At 72.2% G+C, this 14,547-nt stretch carries 15 protein-coding genes; 7 read left to right on the top strand and 8 right to left on the bottom strand.

What is annotated here, in order from left to right:
- Window positions 1–56 precede the first annotated feature (56 nt).
- From ACFYZY_RS21610 to coxB, 3 genes are read right to left on the bottom strand one after another with little or no spacing between them, the layout of a single operon-like run.
- Complete coding sequence (locus tag ACFYZY_RS21610) at window positions 57–455, bottom strand: cytochrome c oxidase subunit 4 (RefSeq protein ID WP_388696513.1); 399 nt, start codon at window positions 453–455, stop codon at window positions 57–59.
- Window positions 452–2,188, bottom strand: coding sequence for a cytochrome c oxidase subunit I (ctaD, locus tag ACFYZY_RS21605; protein WP_388696511.1), 1,737 nt, complete (start codon window positions 2,186–2,188; stop codon window positions 452–454). The genes ACFYZY_RS21610 and ctaD overlap by 4 nt, the downstream gene beginning before the upstream one ends.
- Window positions 2,185–3,150, bottom strand: coding sequence for a cytochrome c oxidase subunit II (gene coxB, locus ACFYZY_RS21600; RefSeq protein WP_388696508.1), 966 nt, complete (start codon window positions 3,148–3,150; stop codon window positions 2,185–2,187). Before coxB ends, ctaD begins: the two co-directional genes overlap by 4 nt.
- A gap of 386 nt (window positions 3,151–3,536) precedes the next feature.
- Here coxB and ACFYZY_RS21595 point away from each other — a divergent pair, with 386 nt between their 5' ends.
- Window positions 3,537–4,925 carry a cysteine desulfurase/sulfurtransferase TusA family protein gene (locus ACFYZY_RS21595; protein WP_388696506.1) on the top strand — a complete coding sequence of 463 codons (1,389 nt, stop codon included), beginning with the start codon at window positions 3,537–3,539 and terminating at the stop codon, window positions 4,923–4,925.
- 61 nt (window positions 4,926–4,986) lie between these two features.
- On the opposite strand, the gene ACFYZY_RS21590 is transcribed toward ACFYZY_RS21595, so the two are convergent.
- On the bottom strand, window positions 4,987–5,961 hold the full coding sequence (locus tag ACFYZY_RS21590) for a carbohydrate kinase family protein (protein WP_388696503.1): 975 nt from the start codon (window positions 5,959–5,961) through the stop codon (window positions 4,987–4,989).
- A 130-nt stretch (window positions 5,962–6,091) separates the two neighbouring features.
- On the opposite strand from ACFYZY_RS21590, the gene ACFYZY_RS21585 reads away from it, so the two are divergent.
- Both ACFYZY_RS21585 and ACFYZY_RS21580 read left to right on the top strand, forming a co-directional pair.
- Window positions 6,092–6,298 (top strand): hypothetical protein, encoded by a 207-nt coding sequence (locus tag ACFYZY_RS21585; RefSeq protein ID WP_388696500.1) that lies wholly within the window; start codon window positions 6,092–6,094, stop codon window positions 6,296–6,298.
- Window positions 6,299–6,372: 74 nt separating this feature from the next.
- Window positions 6,373–7,884: a hypothetical protein gene (locus ACFYZY_RS21580; RefSeq protein WP_388696497.1), complete on the top strand. Its 1,512-nt coding sequence runs from the start codon at window positions 6,373–6,375 to the stop codon at window positions 7,882–7,884.
- Window positions 7,885–8,140: 256 nt separating this feature from the next.
- Here ACFYZY_RS21580 and ACFYZY_RS21575 read toward each other — a convergent pair whose 3' ends face one another.
- Window positions 8,141–8,497, bottom strand: coding sequence for an iron-sulfur cluster assembly accessory protein (locus tag ACFYZY_RS21575; protein ID WP_018848827.1), 357 nt, complete (start codon window positions 8,495–8,497; stop codon window positions 8,141–8,143).
- A 235-nt stretch (window positions 8,498–8,732) separates the two neighbouring features.
- On the opposite strand from ACFYZY_RS21575, the gene nadA reads away from it, so the two are divergent.
- Window positions 8,733–9,932: a quinolinate synthase NadA gene (gene nadA / locus ACFYZY_RS21570; RefSeq protein WP_388696494.1), complete on the top strand. Its 1,200-nt coding sequence runs from the start codon at window positions 8,733–8,735 to the stop codon at window positions 9,930–9,932.
- Window positions 9,933–10,043: 111 nt separating this feature from the next.
- Here the strand turns inward: nadA and ACFYZY_RS21565 are convergent, their stop codons facing one another.
- Window positions 10,044–10,322: a hypothetical protein gene (locus ACFYZY_RS21565; protein WP_388696491.1), complete on the bottom strand. Its 279-nt coding sequence runs from the start codon at window positions 10,320–10,322 to the stop codon at window positions 10,044–10,046.
- Window positions 10,323–10,371: 49 nt separating this feature from the next.
- Window positions 10,372–11,166: a PspA/IM30 family protein gene (locus ACFYZY_RS21560; RefSeq protein WP_388696489.1), complete on the bottom strand. Its 795-nt coding sequence runs from the start codon at window positions 11,164–11,166 to the stop codon at window positions 10,372–10,374.
- Between the two features lie 271 nt (window positions 11,167–11,437).
- Here ACFYZY_RS21560 and ACFYZY_RS21555 point away from each other — a divergent pair, with 271 nt between their 5' ends.
- The 3 genes from ACFYZY_RS21555 (at window position 11,438) to ACFYZY_RS21545 (ending at window position 14,122) form a co-directional block, all read left to right on the top strand.
- The gene (locus ACFYZY_RS21555; RefSeq protein ID WP_388696487.1) at window positions 11,438–12,043 is read left to right on the top strand and encodes a DUF3043 domain-containing protein; all 606 of its coding nucleotides are present in this window, start codon (window positions 11,438–11,440) and stop codon (window positions 12,041–12,043) included.
- A gap of 107 nt (window positions 12,044–12,150) precedes the next feature.
- Window positions 12,151–12,885 (top strand): class I SAM-dependent methyltransferase, encoded by a 735-nt coding sequence (locus ACFYZY_RS21550; protein ID WP_388696625.1) that lies wholly within the window; start codon window positions 12,151–12,153, stop codon window positions 12,883–12,885.
- 145 nt (window positions 12,886–13,030) lie between these two features.
- Complete coding sequence (locus ACFYZY_RS21545) at window positions 13,031–14,122, top strand: S1C family serine protease (RefSeq protein ID WP_388696484.1); 1,092 nt, start codon at window positions 13,031–13,033, stop codon at window positions 14,120–14,122.
- A 169-nt stretch (window positions 14,123–14,291) separates the two neighbouring features.
- Here the strand turns inward: ACFYZY_RS21545 and ACFYZY_RS21540 are convergent, their stop codons facing one another.
- On the bottom strand, window positions 14,292–14,498 hold the full coding sequence (locus ACFYZY_RS21540; RefSeq protein ID WP_388696482.1) for a hypothetical protein: 207 nt from the start codon (window positions 14,496–14,498) through the stop codon (window positions 14,292–14,294).
- Between the last annotated feature and the right edge of the window lie 49 nt (window positions 14,499–14,547).

Below are 14,547 nucleotides of genomic sequence, written 5' to 3'. Positions count from 1 at the left end.
TTCGGTGACGAAGCGTCCGGGCCCCTCGGTGTGCTCCGGTGCGGAGCGGGGTACCGCTACTGGTTCTGGTTCTCGCCGCGGTAGAACTCGAAGACCCAGCCGAAGAGGCCGACCAGGATCAGCGGGGCGGAGAAGTACAGCAGCCACCAGCCCATCGCGATGGCGAGGAAGGCGAACGCGCCGCCGATGGCCAGCGAGAGCGGCTGCCAGCTGTGCGGGGCGAAGAAGCCCACCTCACCGGCCTCGTCCGCGACGTCGGCCTCCTTGTCGTCCTGCGCCATCGCGTCGACACGCTTGGCCGTGAAGGCCAGGTAGTAGCCGATCATGAGGGCCAGGCCGAACGCCAGGAACAGCGCCGTCGTGCCGGCGGGCTCCTTGGACCAGACGCCGTAGAGGATCGCCATGCCGAGGATGAAGACGCTCAGCCAGATGAACATCTTGCCCTGGATCTTCACTTGCCGGCCTCCTTGCTGCCCGTGAGGGCCTCGGCCTCGTGCGGCTTGTTCTCGAGCTGGTCGAGAGCGGCGATCTCAGGGTGGTGCAGGTCGAACGCCGGGGATTCGGAGCGGATCCGCGGCAGGGTGAGGAAGTTGTGCCGCGGCGGCGGGCAGGACGTCGCCCATTCGAGCGAACGGCCGTAGCCCCACGGGTCGTCGACCTCGATCTTCTTGCCGTACTTGGCGGTCTTCCAGACGTTGTAGAAGAACGGCAGGATCGACAGACCGAGCAGGAAGGAGGAGATCGTCGAGATCGTGTTCAGCGCGGTGAAGCCGTCGGCGTCGAGGTAGTCCGCGTAACGACGCGGCATGCCCTCGGCACCGAGCCAGTGCTGTACCAGGAAGGTGCCGTGGAAGCCGATGAACAGCGTCCAGAACGTCATCTTGCCGAGCCGCTCGTCCAGCATCTTGCCCGTGAACTTCGGCCACCAGAAGTGGAAGCCGGCGAACATCGCGAAGACCACGGTGCCGAAGACGACGTAGTGGAAGTGCGCGACGACGAAGTACGAGTCGGAGACGTGGAAGTCCATCGGCGGCGAGGCCAGGATGACGCCGGTCAGACCACCGAAGGTGAAGGTGATCAGGAAGCCGATCGTCCACAGCATCGGTGTCTCGAAGGACAGCGAGCCCTTCCACATCGTTCCGATCCAGTTGAAGAACTTCACGCCTGTCGGTACGGCGATGAGGAACGTCATGAAGGAGAAGAACGGGAGGAGCACGCCACCGGTGACGTACATGTGGTGCGCCCACACGGTCACGGAGAGGCCGGCGATCGCGATGGTCGCGGCCACCAGACCGATGTAGCCGAACATCGGCTTGCGGCTGAAGACCGGGATGACCTCGGAGATGATGCCGAAGAACGGCAGCGCGATGATGTACACCTCTGGGTGGCCGAAGAACCAGAAGAGGTGTTGCCAGAGCAACGCTCCACCGTTGGCCGCGTCGAAGACGTGTGCACCGAACTTGCGGTCCGCCTCCAGGGCGAACAGCGCGGCCGCGAGGACCGGGAAGGCGAGCAGGACCAGAACACCGGTCAGCAGCACGTTCCAGGTGAAGATCGGCATGCGGAACATCGTCATGCCCGGAGCGCGCATGCAGATGATCGTGGTGATGAAGTTGACCGAGCCGAGGATCGTGCCGAAGCCGGAGAAGGCCAGACCCATGATCCACATGTCGGCGCCGACACCCGGCGAGCGGACGGCGTCCGACAGCGGGGAGTAGGCGAACCAGCCGAAGTCGGCCGCACCCTGCGGGGTGAGGAAGCCGGCCACCGCCATGATCGAGCCGAAGAGGTACAGCCAGTACGCGAACATGTTCAGCCGCGGGAACGCCACGTCGGGCGCGCCGATCTGCAGCGGCATGATCCAGTTGGCGAATCCGGCGAACAGCGGCGTCGCGAACATCAGCAGCATGATCGTGCCGTGCATCGTGAACGCCTGGTTGAACTGCTCGTTCGACATGATCTGCGTACCCGGACGGGCCAGCTCGGCGCGCATGAAGAGCGCCATGAGTCCGCCGATGCAGAAGAAGACGAACGACGTGACCAGGTAGAGCGTGCCGATCGTCTTGTGGTCCGTGGTGGTCAGCCACTTGACCACGACATTGCCGGGCTGCTTGCGGCGTGCCGGAACCTCGTTCTCGTAAGGCTCCTCAGCCGCGGCCGCACCCTGGGGTTCGTTGAGGATGCTCACAGTTGCTTCTTCTCCGCATTCCTGGCCGGGGCCGTCTGGTCGATGCCCGACGGGATGTAGCCGGTCTGCCCCTTCTCCGCCAGCTCCTTCAGGTGCTGCTGGTAGCGCTCCGGAGAGACCACCTTGACGTTGAAGAGCATCCGGGAGTGGTCGACACCGCACAGCTCGGCGCACTTGCCGAGGAACGTGCCTTCCTGCGTCGGAGTGACCTCGAAGGCGTTCGGGTGCCCCGGGATGACGTCCTGCTTCATCAGGAAGGGCACCACCCAGAAGGAGTGGATGACGTCGCGGGAGGTCAGGACGAACCGGACCTTCTCACCCTTCGGCAGCCACAGGGTCGGACCCGGGTTGCCGGTCTGCGGGTTGCGGTCGCCCGGGATGCCCGCGTCGTAGACGCCGCCGGCGTTGTCCGGGAACTGGTTCTTGTACCGCTCCGGCACCGTCTCCAGGTTCTTGTCCGTCTTGGCGTCGCCCTTCACTCCGGGCACGTTCTCGACGTAGTTGAAGCCCCAGCTCCACTGGTAGCCGACCACGTTGATGGTGTGGGCCGGCTTCGGGGAGAGCTCGAGGAGCTTCGACTCGTCGCGCGCGGTGAAGTAGAAGAGCACCGAGACGATGATGAGGGGGGTGACCGTGTACAGCGCCTCGATGGGCATGTTGTAACGGGTCTGCGGAGGTACCTCGACCTTGGTCCGGCTGCGCCGGTGGAAGATGGTGGCCCAGAGGATCAGGCCCCACACCAGGATGCCGGTGACGAGTGCGGCCGCCCACGAACCCTGCCACAGGGAGAGGATACGAGGCGCCTCTTCCGTGACCGGGGTGGGCATACCAAGGCGGGGGAAGTCTTCCCAGTTGTACGAGCAGCCGGTGGCTGTCGCCAGGATCAGGCCCGCAGTCAGCACCTGCGGCAGCTTCCGCCGCATCGGGCGCCGCGACGAGCGGTCGGAGCCGTTGGGACTCACGTAGCGCCTTCCCGAGAGTCTCGGCCCGCGTTGGTCGGCCACGGCCGTCCGTCTCGCTGGTCGGTCGCCGCCCCGTGCCGCGGGCAGGGGTTTGGATGTTTATGCGGACCAAACCCTACTGGACGCTATTTGGGGTCGCGCGGGGAGGGTGCCCAACGCGCCGTCCGACTCCCCGAAGGGGTGGAGTCCGGGGTTCCGGAGGGGGGTCCGGCTCACCCGTTCGGCGCCCTGGGGCCGGGGCGGGCGGGAGTTCTGACGGGAGTTCACGGGAACGGCCGCGGGGGGGGCGGGCGACACGCCGGGCACGGGCCGGGGGCGGGGCGGGGGCCGGGACCGGGACCGGGCCAGGTGGGGGCCGGGGGCCCCGCACGCTCTACCGTGGGCGGATGCCGTACTTCGACGCCGCGTCCGCCGCTCCGCTGCACCCCGTCGCCCGTCAGGCGCTGCTCGCCTCCCTGGACGAGGGCTGGGCCGATCCGGCCCGGCTGTACCGGGAGGGGCGGCGGGCCAGGCTGCTGCTCGACGCGGCGCGGGAGGCCGCGGCGGAGGCCGTGGGCTGTCGTCCGGACGAGCTCGTGTTCACTCCTTCGGGGACGCGCGCGGTTCACGCGGGAATCTCCGGCGCGCTCGCGGGCCGTCGGCGTGTCGGGAACCGGCTCGTGGTGTCGGCGGTCGAGCACTCCTCCGTCCTGCACGCGGCCGAAACGCACGCGGCGGCGGGCGGGACGGTGACGGAGGTGCCGGTGGACCGGTCCGGAGCGGTGGACGCGGCGGGCTTCGCGGCGGCCCTGGACGGGGGAACGGCCCTGGCGTGCCTCCAGTCGGCCAACCACGAGGTGGGGACCGCGCAGCCGGTGGCGGAGGTGGCCGGGGCCTGCCGGGCGGCGGGCGTACCGCTCCTCGTGGACGCGGCCCAGTCGCTCGCCTGGGGCCCGGTGGAGGACGGCTGGTCGCTGCTCGCGGCGAGCGCCCACAAGTGGGGCGGTCCGGCGGGGGTGGGGCTGCTGGCCGTGCGGAAGGGGGTGCGGTTCGCTCCGCAGGGACCGGCGGACGAGAGGGAGTCGGGCCGGGCGCCGGGCTTCGAGAACCTGCCGGCGATCGTGGCGGCGGCGGCCTCGCTGCGGGCGGTCCGGGCGGAGGCGGCGGCCGAGGGGGCGCGGCTGCGGAGCCTCGTGGACCGCCTCCGGGCGCGGGTGCCGGAGCTGGTGCCGAACGTGGAGGTGGTGGGCGACCCGGTGCGGCGCCTCCCCCACCTGGTCACCTTCTCCTGTCTCTACGCCGACGGGGAGACGCTGCTGCACGAACTGGACCGGGCGGGTTTCTCCGTCTCGTCCGGTTCCTCGTGCACGAGTTCGACGCTGACGCCCAGCCATGTGCTGCGGGCGATGGGGGTGCTGAGCGAGGGGAACGTCCGGGTCTCCCTGCCGCCCGGCACGGCGGAGGAGGACGTGGACCGCTTCCTCGACGTGCTGCCGGGGGTGGTGGCGGAGGTGCGGGCGCGCCTGGGCGCCCCGGACGCGCGGGCCGCCGCCCCGGCGGCCGGCCCCGCCGCGCCGGTCGTGGACGCGCGCGGCCGGCGCTGCCCGGTCCCGGTGATCGAACTGGCGAAGGCGATCGGCGACGTCCCGGTCGGCGGCACGGTGACGGTCCTCTCGGACGACGAGGCGGCCCGGCTGGACATCCCGGCGTGGTGCGAGATGCGGGGGCATGAGTACGTGGAGGAGAGGGGCGCGCCGGGAGGCGGCAGCGCGTACGTGGTGCGCCGGCTGGCGTGAGGCCGCCCCGGCGCGGGACCCCCGTCCGGCCCGCGCGGGCCGGGCGGGGGTCCCGTGCGGGTCAGACCAGGTGCGACCGGACCTCGGCCGCCGCGTCCTCGCCGTACGCCTTGGTGAAGCGCTCCATGAAGTTGGCGCGCAGCAGGGTGTACTCCTGGGTGCCCAGGGTCTCGATGACCAGGGTGGCCAGCATGCAGCCGACCTGCGCGGCGCGCTCCAGGCCGACGCCCCAGGTCAGGCCGGTGAGGAAGCCGGCGCGGAAGGCGTCGCCGACACCGGTCGGGTCGACCTTGGCCGTCTCCTCCGGGCAGCCGACCTCGATCGGGTCCCCGCCGGCGCGCTCGATGCGCACGCCCCGCGAGCCCAGGGTGGTGACGCGGTGGCCGACGCGGGAGAGGATCTCCTCGTCGGTCCAGCCCGTCTTGGACTCGATGAGGCCCTTCTCGTACTCGTTGGAGAAGAGGTAGGTGGCGCCGTCGAGGAGGGTGCGGATCTCCTGCCCGTCCATGCGCGCGATCTGCTGCGAGAAGTCGGCGGCGAAGGGGATCGACCGGGCCCGGCACTCCTCGGTGTGGCGGAGCATCGCCTCGGGGTCGTCGGCGCCGATCAGGACCAGGTCGAGCCCGCCCACCCGGTCGGCGACGGCCTTGAGCTCGATCAGCCGGGCCTCGCTCATCGCGCCCGTGTAGAAGGAGCCGATCTGGTTGTGGTCCCGGTCCGTGGTGCAGACGAAGCGGGCGGTGTGCAGGACCTCGGAGATCCGCACCGACTCGGTGTCGACGCCGTGCCGGTCGAGCCAGGCCCGGTACTCGTCGAAGTCGAAGCCCGCGGCGCCCACCAGGAGCGGGCGGCTGCCGAGCTGGCCCATGCCGAAGCAGATGTTGGCGGCGACGCCTCCCCGGCGCACGTCCAGGTTGTCCACGAGGAAGGAGAGGGACACCGTGTGGAGCTGGTCGGCCACGAGCTGGTCGGCGAACCGTCCCGGGAAGGTCATGAGGTGGTCGGTGGCGATGGAGCCGGTGACTGCGATACGCACGGCGGGGCGCTCCTGCGGGAAGGCGGTAATGACAGTTCACGCTACCCGTTGCCGCTCCCCCTGCCGAACAGACGAAACTACCCCAGAGTAGGTCTTTTCCCCGGGGGCGCGAGGTGCGTACGGTGCGCCCATGAGTCTCTTTCCCGCTCCTGGTGAGCGATACGAGTCCGAGTCGAGCCTCGCCCGGCTGTGCGGCGACGGCGCGCGGATGGCACCCCACTGGGTGACGCCGGCCGCCCCCGCCCCCGCCCCGGTCTCCCCCGCGCTGATCGTCGGGGTCGACGTGCCGGCCGCGTCGGCCCGGCTGATCGACGCCACCGCCGAGTACGGCGCCTGACGGAACCGTACGGGCGCCCGCCCCGTCCCACTCCCGTCCTCCACGAGGAGGACGGGGGCCGAAGGAGCGATGCCGTGAGCGGTACGGAGAACGGTCGGAGGCGGCGGACCCTGCTGACCGCCTCGGTGGCGGCGGGCGTGCTGCTCGCCGGGGGCGGCGGGGTGTACCTCGCCACCGCGGCGTCCGGCGACGGCGGTACGGACGGCGCGAGCCGGGCCGCCCCGGCCGGATCGCCCCCGTCGCCGCGCCCGGGGAGCGGTGGCGGCGGTACGGGCGGCGCCCCGGGGATCGCGCCCGGCGAACCCGATCCCGGCGGTCGCGCCGGGACCGTCTACCGGGCCGAGGTCCCGCTCCCCCGGGGTCCCGCCTCGGCCGCCGTCCACCGGCCCGGGGGCACGGTCACCCCGGCGGAGGTGGCCGTGCTGGCCGAGGCGCTGGGCGTCACGGGCCGCCCCGTGGCGGAGGGGGACGTCTGGACGATCCGCCCCGGGAAGGACGATTCGGGACCGCGCCTCGACGTGTCCCGGAAGGCCCCGGGGAACTGGACGTACTCCTGGTACGACGGCGGTCCGGTCGGCGACACCTGCCTCAAGGGCAAGGCGTGCCCGCCGCCGGGAGGGGCGAAGCCCCCGCGCGGCGGCTCGCCGGTGAGCGAGGCGGCGGCGAGGGCCGCGGCCGCCCCCGTCCTGAAGGCGCTGGGCCAGGACGACGCGAAGGTGTCCGCCGGCCGGGTGACGAACGGGTCCGTACGGGTGGTCGACGCCGATCCGGTGGTGGGCGGGCTCCCGACCCACGGCTGGGCGACGGAGCTGCGGGTCGGACCGGACGGCCTGCCGGTCTCCGGGAGCGGGACGCTCAAGGAGCCGGTCGCGGGCGCCGCGTACCCCGCGCTGGGCGCGGAGAAGGCGCTCGCCGCGCTGAACGAGGAGGCGGGGAGGGGCACGGGCCCGGCCGGCACCGGCGGTTGCGGCACGGGCGCCCCGGCCGAGGGCGGGGCCGGGAAGCCGGACGCCGGGGTGCCCGGTTCCGGGAGGCCGGACGCCGGGGTACTCGGTTCCGGGAAGCCGACGGGCGGGACCGTTCCGTCCTGCCCGCCGGCCGGAGAGCCGGCCGCGCCGGTCGAGGTGCCGGTGACGGGCGCGGTGTTCGGGCTGGCCGCGCAGGACGTGGACGGCGAGCGGCAGCTCGTACCGGCGTGGCTGTTCACGGCGGACCCGGTGGACGCGGCGCCGTACACGGTGGCGCGGGCGGCGGTGGAACTCCCCCGGCCGGCACCGTCGGCGACGGTTCCGCCGTCGCCCGGCGAGGACACGGCGGTGCCCCGGCGGATCCAGTCGTACCGGACGGAGGACGGCGGGCGGAAGCTGGCGGTCACCTTCTGGGGCGGAGTGTGCAGCACGTACGCGGTCACGGCGGAGGAGGACGCGGAGCGGGTCGCCGTCCGGATGGAGGAGGCCCCGGTCGATCCCGGCCGGGTGTGCGTCCTCACGGCGGTGGAGGTCACCAGGACGGTGACCCTGGACGCCCCGCTCGGCTCCCGGCCGGTGGTGGACGCGGCGAGCGGCGGGGCGGTGCCGCGCCGCTGACGTCCCCCGCGCACGCCGGAGGGCGGCGGGCCCGGGGGGCGGGCCCCGCCCCCCCCCCCCCGGGGGGGGGGTGTTTCTGAACGAGTGGCCGCAGGCGCAGGGGCCCGTGGCGGGGGGGTTGTGGGTGGTGGGGCCCGGGGGGGGGGGGCCGGGCGGGGGGGGGGGGGGGGGCCCCGCCCCCGCCCCCCCCCCCCCCCCCGGGGGGGGGGGGCGGCCGGGCTCCGCCCCCCCCCCCCCCCCCTCCGGTGCGTACGGACTAGCTGAACGAGTCGCCGCAGGCGCAGGAGCCCGTGGCGTTCGGGTTGTCGATGGTGAAGCCCTGCTTCTCGATGGTGTCGACGAAGTCGATGGAGGCGCCGCCCAGGTACGGGGCGCTCATGCGGTCGGTGACGACCTTGACGCCGTCGAAGTCCTTCACGACGTCGCCGTCGAGCGAGCGCTCGTCGAAGAAGAGCTGGTAACGCAGGCCGGAGCAGCCGCCGGGCTGAACGGCGACGCGCAGGGCCAGGTCGTCACGGCCTTCCTGGTCGAGGAGGGCCTTCACCTTGGCCGCGGCGGCGTCGGACAGGAGGATGCCGTCGCTGACAGTGGTCTTCTCGTCCGATACGGACATCTGCTTCTCTCCCGGTGTGTACGGAGACTGCTTGCCGCCGGTTGCAACCGGCGGTGCCCCGGATTCATTCCGGGTCGAGTGTGTCTTCCTCCTTCATGCTCGCACACCGCGCGCCGGGCACGGGGGCGGCGAATTCGTCACATGGACACTATGGCCGTCGTCAAGGTGACGTGAAGAGGCTATGATAGATAGCGTCATTTAGACGAAAAGGTTCCCCGAAGAAAGGGTGCGTGACGTGACCACGGCCCAAACCCGTCATGAGCTCGACGTCCAGCCGACGCCGCTCGCCCTGCTCCTGCTCGGCCGCGAGGCCGACCCGAAGAGCGAGCGCGGCGTCGAGTGTCCGGGCGACCTGCCGTCGCCCTCCGACCCGGACCTCGTGGAGCGCGCCCGCGCCGCCAAGGAGAAGCTCGGGGACAAGGTCTTCGTGCTCGGCCACCACTACCAGCGCGACGAGGTCATCCAGTTCGCCGACGTCACCGGCGACTCCTTCAAGCTCGCGCGCGACGCGGCGGCCAGGCCGGAGGCGGAGTACATCGTCTTCTGCGGCGTCCACTTCATGGCGGAGTCGGCGGACATCCTGACCGGCGACGACCAGAAGGTCGTCCTGCCCGACCTGGCGGCCGGCTGCTCGATGGCCGACATGGCCACCGCGGAGCAGGTCGCCGAGTGCTGGGACGTGCTGACCGAGGCCGGCGTCGCCGAGCAGGTCGTGCCCGTCTCGTACATGAACTCCTCGGCCGACATCAAGGCGTTCACCGGCAAGCACGGGGGCACCATCTGCACCTCGTCCAACGCGGAGCGGGCCCTGAACTGGGCGTTCGAGCAGGGGGAGCCCGGCACGACAAAGGTGCTGTTCCTGCCGGACCAGCACCTGGGCCGCAACACCGCCGTCCGCGACATGGGCATGTCCCTGGACGACTGCGTCCTGTACAACCCGCACAAGCCGAACGGCGGGCTGACCGTCGAGCAGCTCCGCGCCGCCAAGATGATCCTGTGGCGGGGGCACTGCTCGGTGCACGGCCGGTTCTCGCTGGAGTCGGTCGAGGACGTGCGGGCCCGCATCCCCGGCGTGAACGTGCTCGTCCACCCCGAGTGCCGGCACGAGGTCGTCGCCGCCGCGGACTACGTGGGCTCGACCGAGTACATCATCAACACCCTGGAGGCGGCCCCGGCCGGTTCCAAGTGGGCCATCGGCACGGAGCTGAACCTGGTCCGGCGGCTGGCGAACCGATTCGCCGACCAGGGCAAGGAGATCGTCTTCCTCGACAAGACGGTCTGCTTCTGCTCGACCATGAACCGCATCGACCTGCCGCACCTGGTGTGGGCCCTGGAGTCGCTGGCCGAGGGCAAGCTCGTCAACCGGATCCAGGTCGACCAGGAGACGGAGAGCTTCGCGAAGCTGGCCCTGGAGCGGATGCTGGCGCTGCCGTAACGATTCTCCGTCCGGGCGACCGGAAGGCCGGAGAACGCGGAGGTCCCGCCACCCCTCGGGGTGGCGGGACCTCCGCGCGACATCCGTGCCGAAGGAGCCGGTCCGGCCGGATCAGTTCGGGATGAGACCGTCGTCGGAGAGCATCGCCCGGACCTCTTCGAGCCGCGCGTCCGGGGCCGGGAGGATCAGCTCCGAGGGCTCCAGGGCGTCGTCCGGGAGCGGCTCGCCGAGCCGCCGGACGGCGTCGAGGAGGGCGCCGAGCGTCCGCCGGAAGCCTTCCGCGTCGCCGCTCTCCATCTCCGCGAGCAGTTCGTCGTCGAGCCGGTTCAGCTCGGCGACGTGGCTGTCGGCCAGCTTCCGCTGGCCCTCCCCCATGATCCGTACGATCATGACGCGTCCTGTTCTCCCGAGGAGCCGCCGGAAACCGCCGGCCGTTCTCCTACTTCTCGAAGCGCGGGTGGGACTGGTTCTGGTGCCGCGGCGCCGCCGTGCCGTCGCCGCCCTCGATCGCCTGCTGCTGCGCCGACGGTCCGCCGGCCAGCTCGGCCTTCATCCGCTGGAGCTCCAGCTCGACGTCCGTACCGCCGGACAGCCGGTCCAGCTCCGCCTGGATGTCGTCCTTCGCGAGCCCGGACTGGTCGTCCAGGGCGCCCGAGGCGAGCAGTTCGTCGATCGCTCCGGCCCGCGCCTGGAGCTGGGCGGTCTTGTCCTCGGCCCGCTGGATCGCCAGGCCGACGTCGCTCATCTCCTCCGAGATGCCGGAGAACGACTCCGCGATCCGGGTCTGGGCCTGGGCCGCCGTGTAGGTCGCCTTGATCGTCTCCTTCTTGGTGCGGAAGGCGTCGACCTTGGCCTGGAGACGCTGCGCGGCGAGGGTGAGCTTCTCCTCCTCGCCCTGGAGCGTCCGGTGCTGCACCTCCAGGTCACCGACCTGCTGCTGGAGCGCGGCCCGCCGGGACAGCGCCTCGCGCGCCAGGTCCTCGCGGCCGAGCGCCAGCGCCTTGCGGCCCTGGTCCTCCAGCTTGGCGGACTGGCCCTGCAGCTGGTTCAGCTGGAGTTCGAGCCGCTTGCGGGAGGTGGCGACGTCGGCGACGCCCCGCCGCACCTTCTGGAGCAGCTCCAACTGCTTCTGGTAGGAGTAGTCGAGCGTCTCGCGCGGGTCCTCGGCCCGGTCAAGGGCCTTGTTCGCCTTCGCGCGGAAGATCATCCCCATACGCTTCATGACACCGCTCATGGGCTTCGCGCGCCCCCTTCTGACGGACTCGGCCGACTCTTCCAACAAGGTCCACAGTACGGGCCCCGACTCCATTACCGCACTGTCCGGAGCGGGATGCGCTCCTCCCCAAGGACGACTGCGCGCGGCGCTCCCTCCCGCGCAGGGAGTAGACGGTTCCCGGGGAGACCCGCACCCGTCCCCTCCCCGTACCGTCCAGGACGCGGTCCGTTAGCGGATCGTTCCCGACCGGCATGGGGTTCATGCCCCCCACCCCGTACCCTTGGGTTTTGTGTTCCGTAGCCGTTCGAAGGAAGAGAAGGCCCCCACCGGCAAGGTGACGGCGGACCTCTCCACCCCGCAGCCCCGCGACCCCCAGGCCCCCAAGGGCCGCCCGACCCCGAAGCGGAGCGAGGCGCAGTCCCAGCGCCGTCGCGCCGCGACGGTGCCGACCGACCGCAAGGAGGCCGCCAAGCGCCAGCGCGAGGCACGCCGCTCGGACCTGGCCCGTCAGCGCGAGGCGCTGGCCAGTGGCGACGAGCGTTATCTGCCGGCCCGCGACAAGGGTCCGGTCCGCCGCTTCGTGCGCGACTTCGTGGACTCGCGGTTCGCGATCGCCGAGTACTTCCTGCCGATGGCCGTGGTGATCCTCGTGCTCTCGCTGTTCGGCAACGCCAACCGGGGGCTGCAGAACATCTCCCTGCTCCTCTGGCTCGGCGTGATCGTCCTGATCGTCATCGACTCGATCGGCATCTGGCTCCGGCTGCGGAAGCAGCTCAACGAGCGGTTCCCGAACGAGCCGAAGCGCGGGGCCGTGGCCTACGGCCTGATGCGCACGCTCCAGATGCGCCGCCTGCGGCTGCCGAAGCCGCAGGTCAAGCGCGGGGAGCGGCCCTGAGCACCGACGGTCCGGAAGCCGGCGGTCCCGTGTCCGGCGGAGCGACGCCGGGCACGGGCGGCTCCGTCCTGCCCGTCGTCACGCACTGGCCCGCCGGGACCGGCGGGCTGCGCGACACCATCCGCCAGGAGATCGTCGCCCGCCAGCTCGACGAGCAGATAACCGGCCGGTACCCCGTGGGGCAGCGGCTGCGGATCCTCGACGCGGGGATGGGGCAGGGCGTACAGGCCCTGCGCCTGGCGCGGGCCGGGCACACGGTGACCGGCCTGGAGGCCGATCCCGAGTCGCTGAAGGCGGCCCGCGAGTCGCTGTCGACCGAGCCCGCCGGCATCCGCGAGCGGGTCCGGCTGGTCGAGGGCGACGGACGCGAGACCGGGGTGCACTTCCTGCCGGGCAGCTTCGACGTGGTCCTCTGCCACGGCGTGCTCATGTACGCGGACGAGCCGGACGCGCTGCTCGCGGGTCTGGCCCGGATGCTGGCCCCCGGGGGCCTGCTCTCCCTGGTGGTGCGGAACGCCGACGCCCTCGCCATGCGGCCGGGGCTCGCCGGGGACTGGACGGGGGCGCTCGCGGGCTTCGACTCCGACGTCTACACCGACGACGACGGCGTGAAGGTGCGGGCCGACCGGCTGGACGCGCTGACCTCGACGCTCTCGGGGATCGCGGCGCCGCTGCACGCCTGGTACGGGGTGCGGGTCTTCACCGACGGCGTCCCGGCCGAGGTGGGCCTGCCCGCCGCCGACGAACTGGACCGGCTGTTCACCGCCGAGGAGCGGGCCGGCCGCACGGACCCGTACCGGCGGATCGCGGCGCTGCTGCACCTGTGCGGGGTGCGGGGCTAGGACGTGCGCCGTCCGCCTCCGGGGCGGACGGCAGTCGCGGGGCCGTGGCCCCGGTTCCGCGCCCGGAGGCGCCGCGCCGTCTCCGGGGCCCCTGATCGGGTGCGCTCGCCGGGCCCGGGGACGGGAGGGAACGGATACTCCGGACATGGACGTATCCCGTGCCCACGCTCGTGTCCGCGCCCGCCGTCTCCTCCTCCCGCTGGCCGCCGGGGCCTGTGCCGCCGCGCTCGTCGGCGCCTGCTCCGCCCCCGGGGACGCCTCGGGGGACGCCCCCGCGCCCGAACGGCTCGCCCGGGCGGCCGCGCCGCTCGCCGCCAACGGCCTCCAGGACGACTACCGGGCCGTCATCAAGGACGTCCTGCCGTCCGTCGTGCAGATCGACGCGTCGGACAGCCTCGGCTCCGGGGTCGTCTACGACAGCAAGGGGCACGTCGTCACCAACGCGCACGTGGTCGGCCGGGAGAAGAGCTTCAAGGTCACGGCGGCCACCGGCGGGCAGCCGGTGACGGCGCGGCTCGTCGCCTCGTACCCGGAGCAGGACCTCGCGGTGATCCGGCTGAGCACCGTGCCCCAGGGGCTGAAGGCGGCCAGGTTCGGCGACTCCTCGACGGTGGACATGGGGCAGATCGTGCTCGCCATGGGTTCTCCGCTGGGACTGTCCGGCAGCGTGACCCAGGGCATCGTCTCGGCCACCGGCCGGACGGTCAGCGAGGGACAGGCCGGCGGCGGCACGGGCGCGACCATCGCGAACATGATCCAGACGTCGGCCGCGATCAACCCCGGGAACAGCGGGGGCGCCCTGGTGAACCTCGACAGCGAGGTCATCGGCATCCCGACCCTCGCGGCGTCCGACCCGGAGCTGGGCGGCGGCGCGGCGCCCGGCATCGGCTTCGCGATCCCGGCCTCGACGGTGCGGACAATCGCGGACCAGATCATCAAGGACGGCAGGGTGACGGACTCGGGCCGGGCGGCCCTGAACATCACCGGCCGTACGGTCCTGAGCGACGACTACGAGCCGGCGGGCGTGGCGGTGGTCGAGGCCCCCGCGAACGGGGCGGCCGGCAGGGCGGGCCTGAAGCCGGGCGACGTGATCACGCGGCTCGGCGACGACGAGATCACGACCATCACCTCCCTGGCGGAGGCGCTGGCCTCGCGGAAGCCGGGCGAGAAGGTGACGGCGACGTACGTGCGCGGCACGGAGACGAAGAAGACCGAGGTCACGCTGGGCGAGACGTAACCGGTCCGGGTGGGGGCGCGGGCGCGGGGACCGGCCCGGACGGGGCACGGGAGTCCGCTCCGGAAGGGGCGCGGGGCCCTGCCCCGGAAAGGGGCGCGGTCTCTCCGGTCCGGAAGGGGCGCGGGACTCCGGCCCCGCGCCCCGGCCACCGGACCGGACCGGGCCGTTCCTAGCCCTCCGCGTCCAGGGGCATCGGGCCGTAGACCTTCGTGCCGTCCTCCGAGAGGGTCACCTGCTCGGCGCCGCCGCCCAGGAGGTCACGCCAGTGCTCTCCGATCCAGCTCTCCGCGTCGCCCTGGGTGGTGAACTCCTCGGGAGTCACCACCGGCTCGACCTCCGTGCCGTCGGCCTTCTCGAACCGCCACGTCCATGCCATGCAAGCCTCCTGGAGCTCACCGGATGATCGGTTTCCTGCCCGCAGCGTA

This window comes from Streptomyces sp. NPDC001744, from assembly GCF_042892575.1.
Classification (GTDB): Bacteria; Actinomycetota; Actinomycetes; order Streptomycetales; family Streptomycetaceae; genus Streptomyces.
Note: the sequence above shows the minus strand (reverse complement) of the source record. Positions and strands in the feature narration are given on the sequence as shown.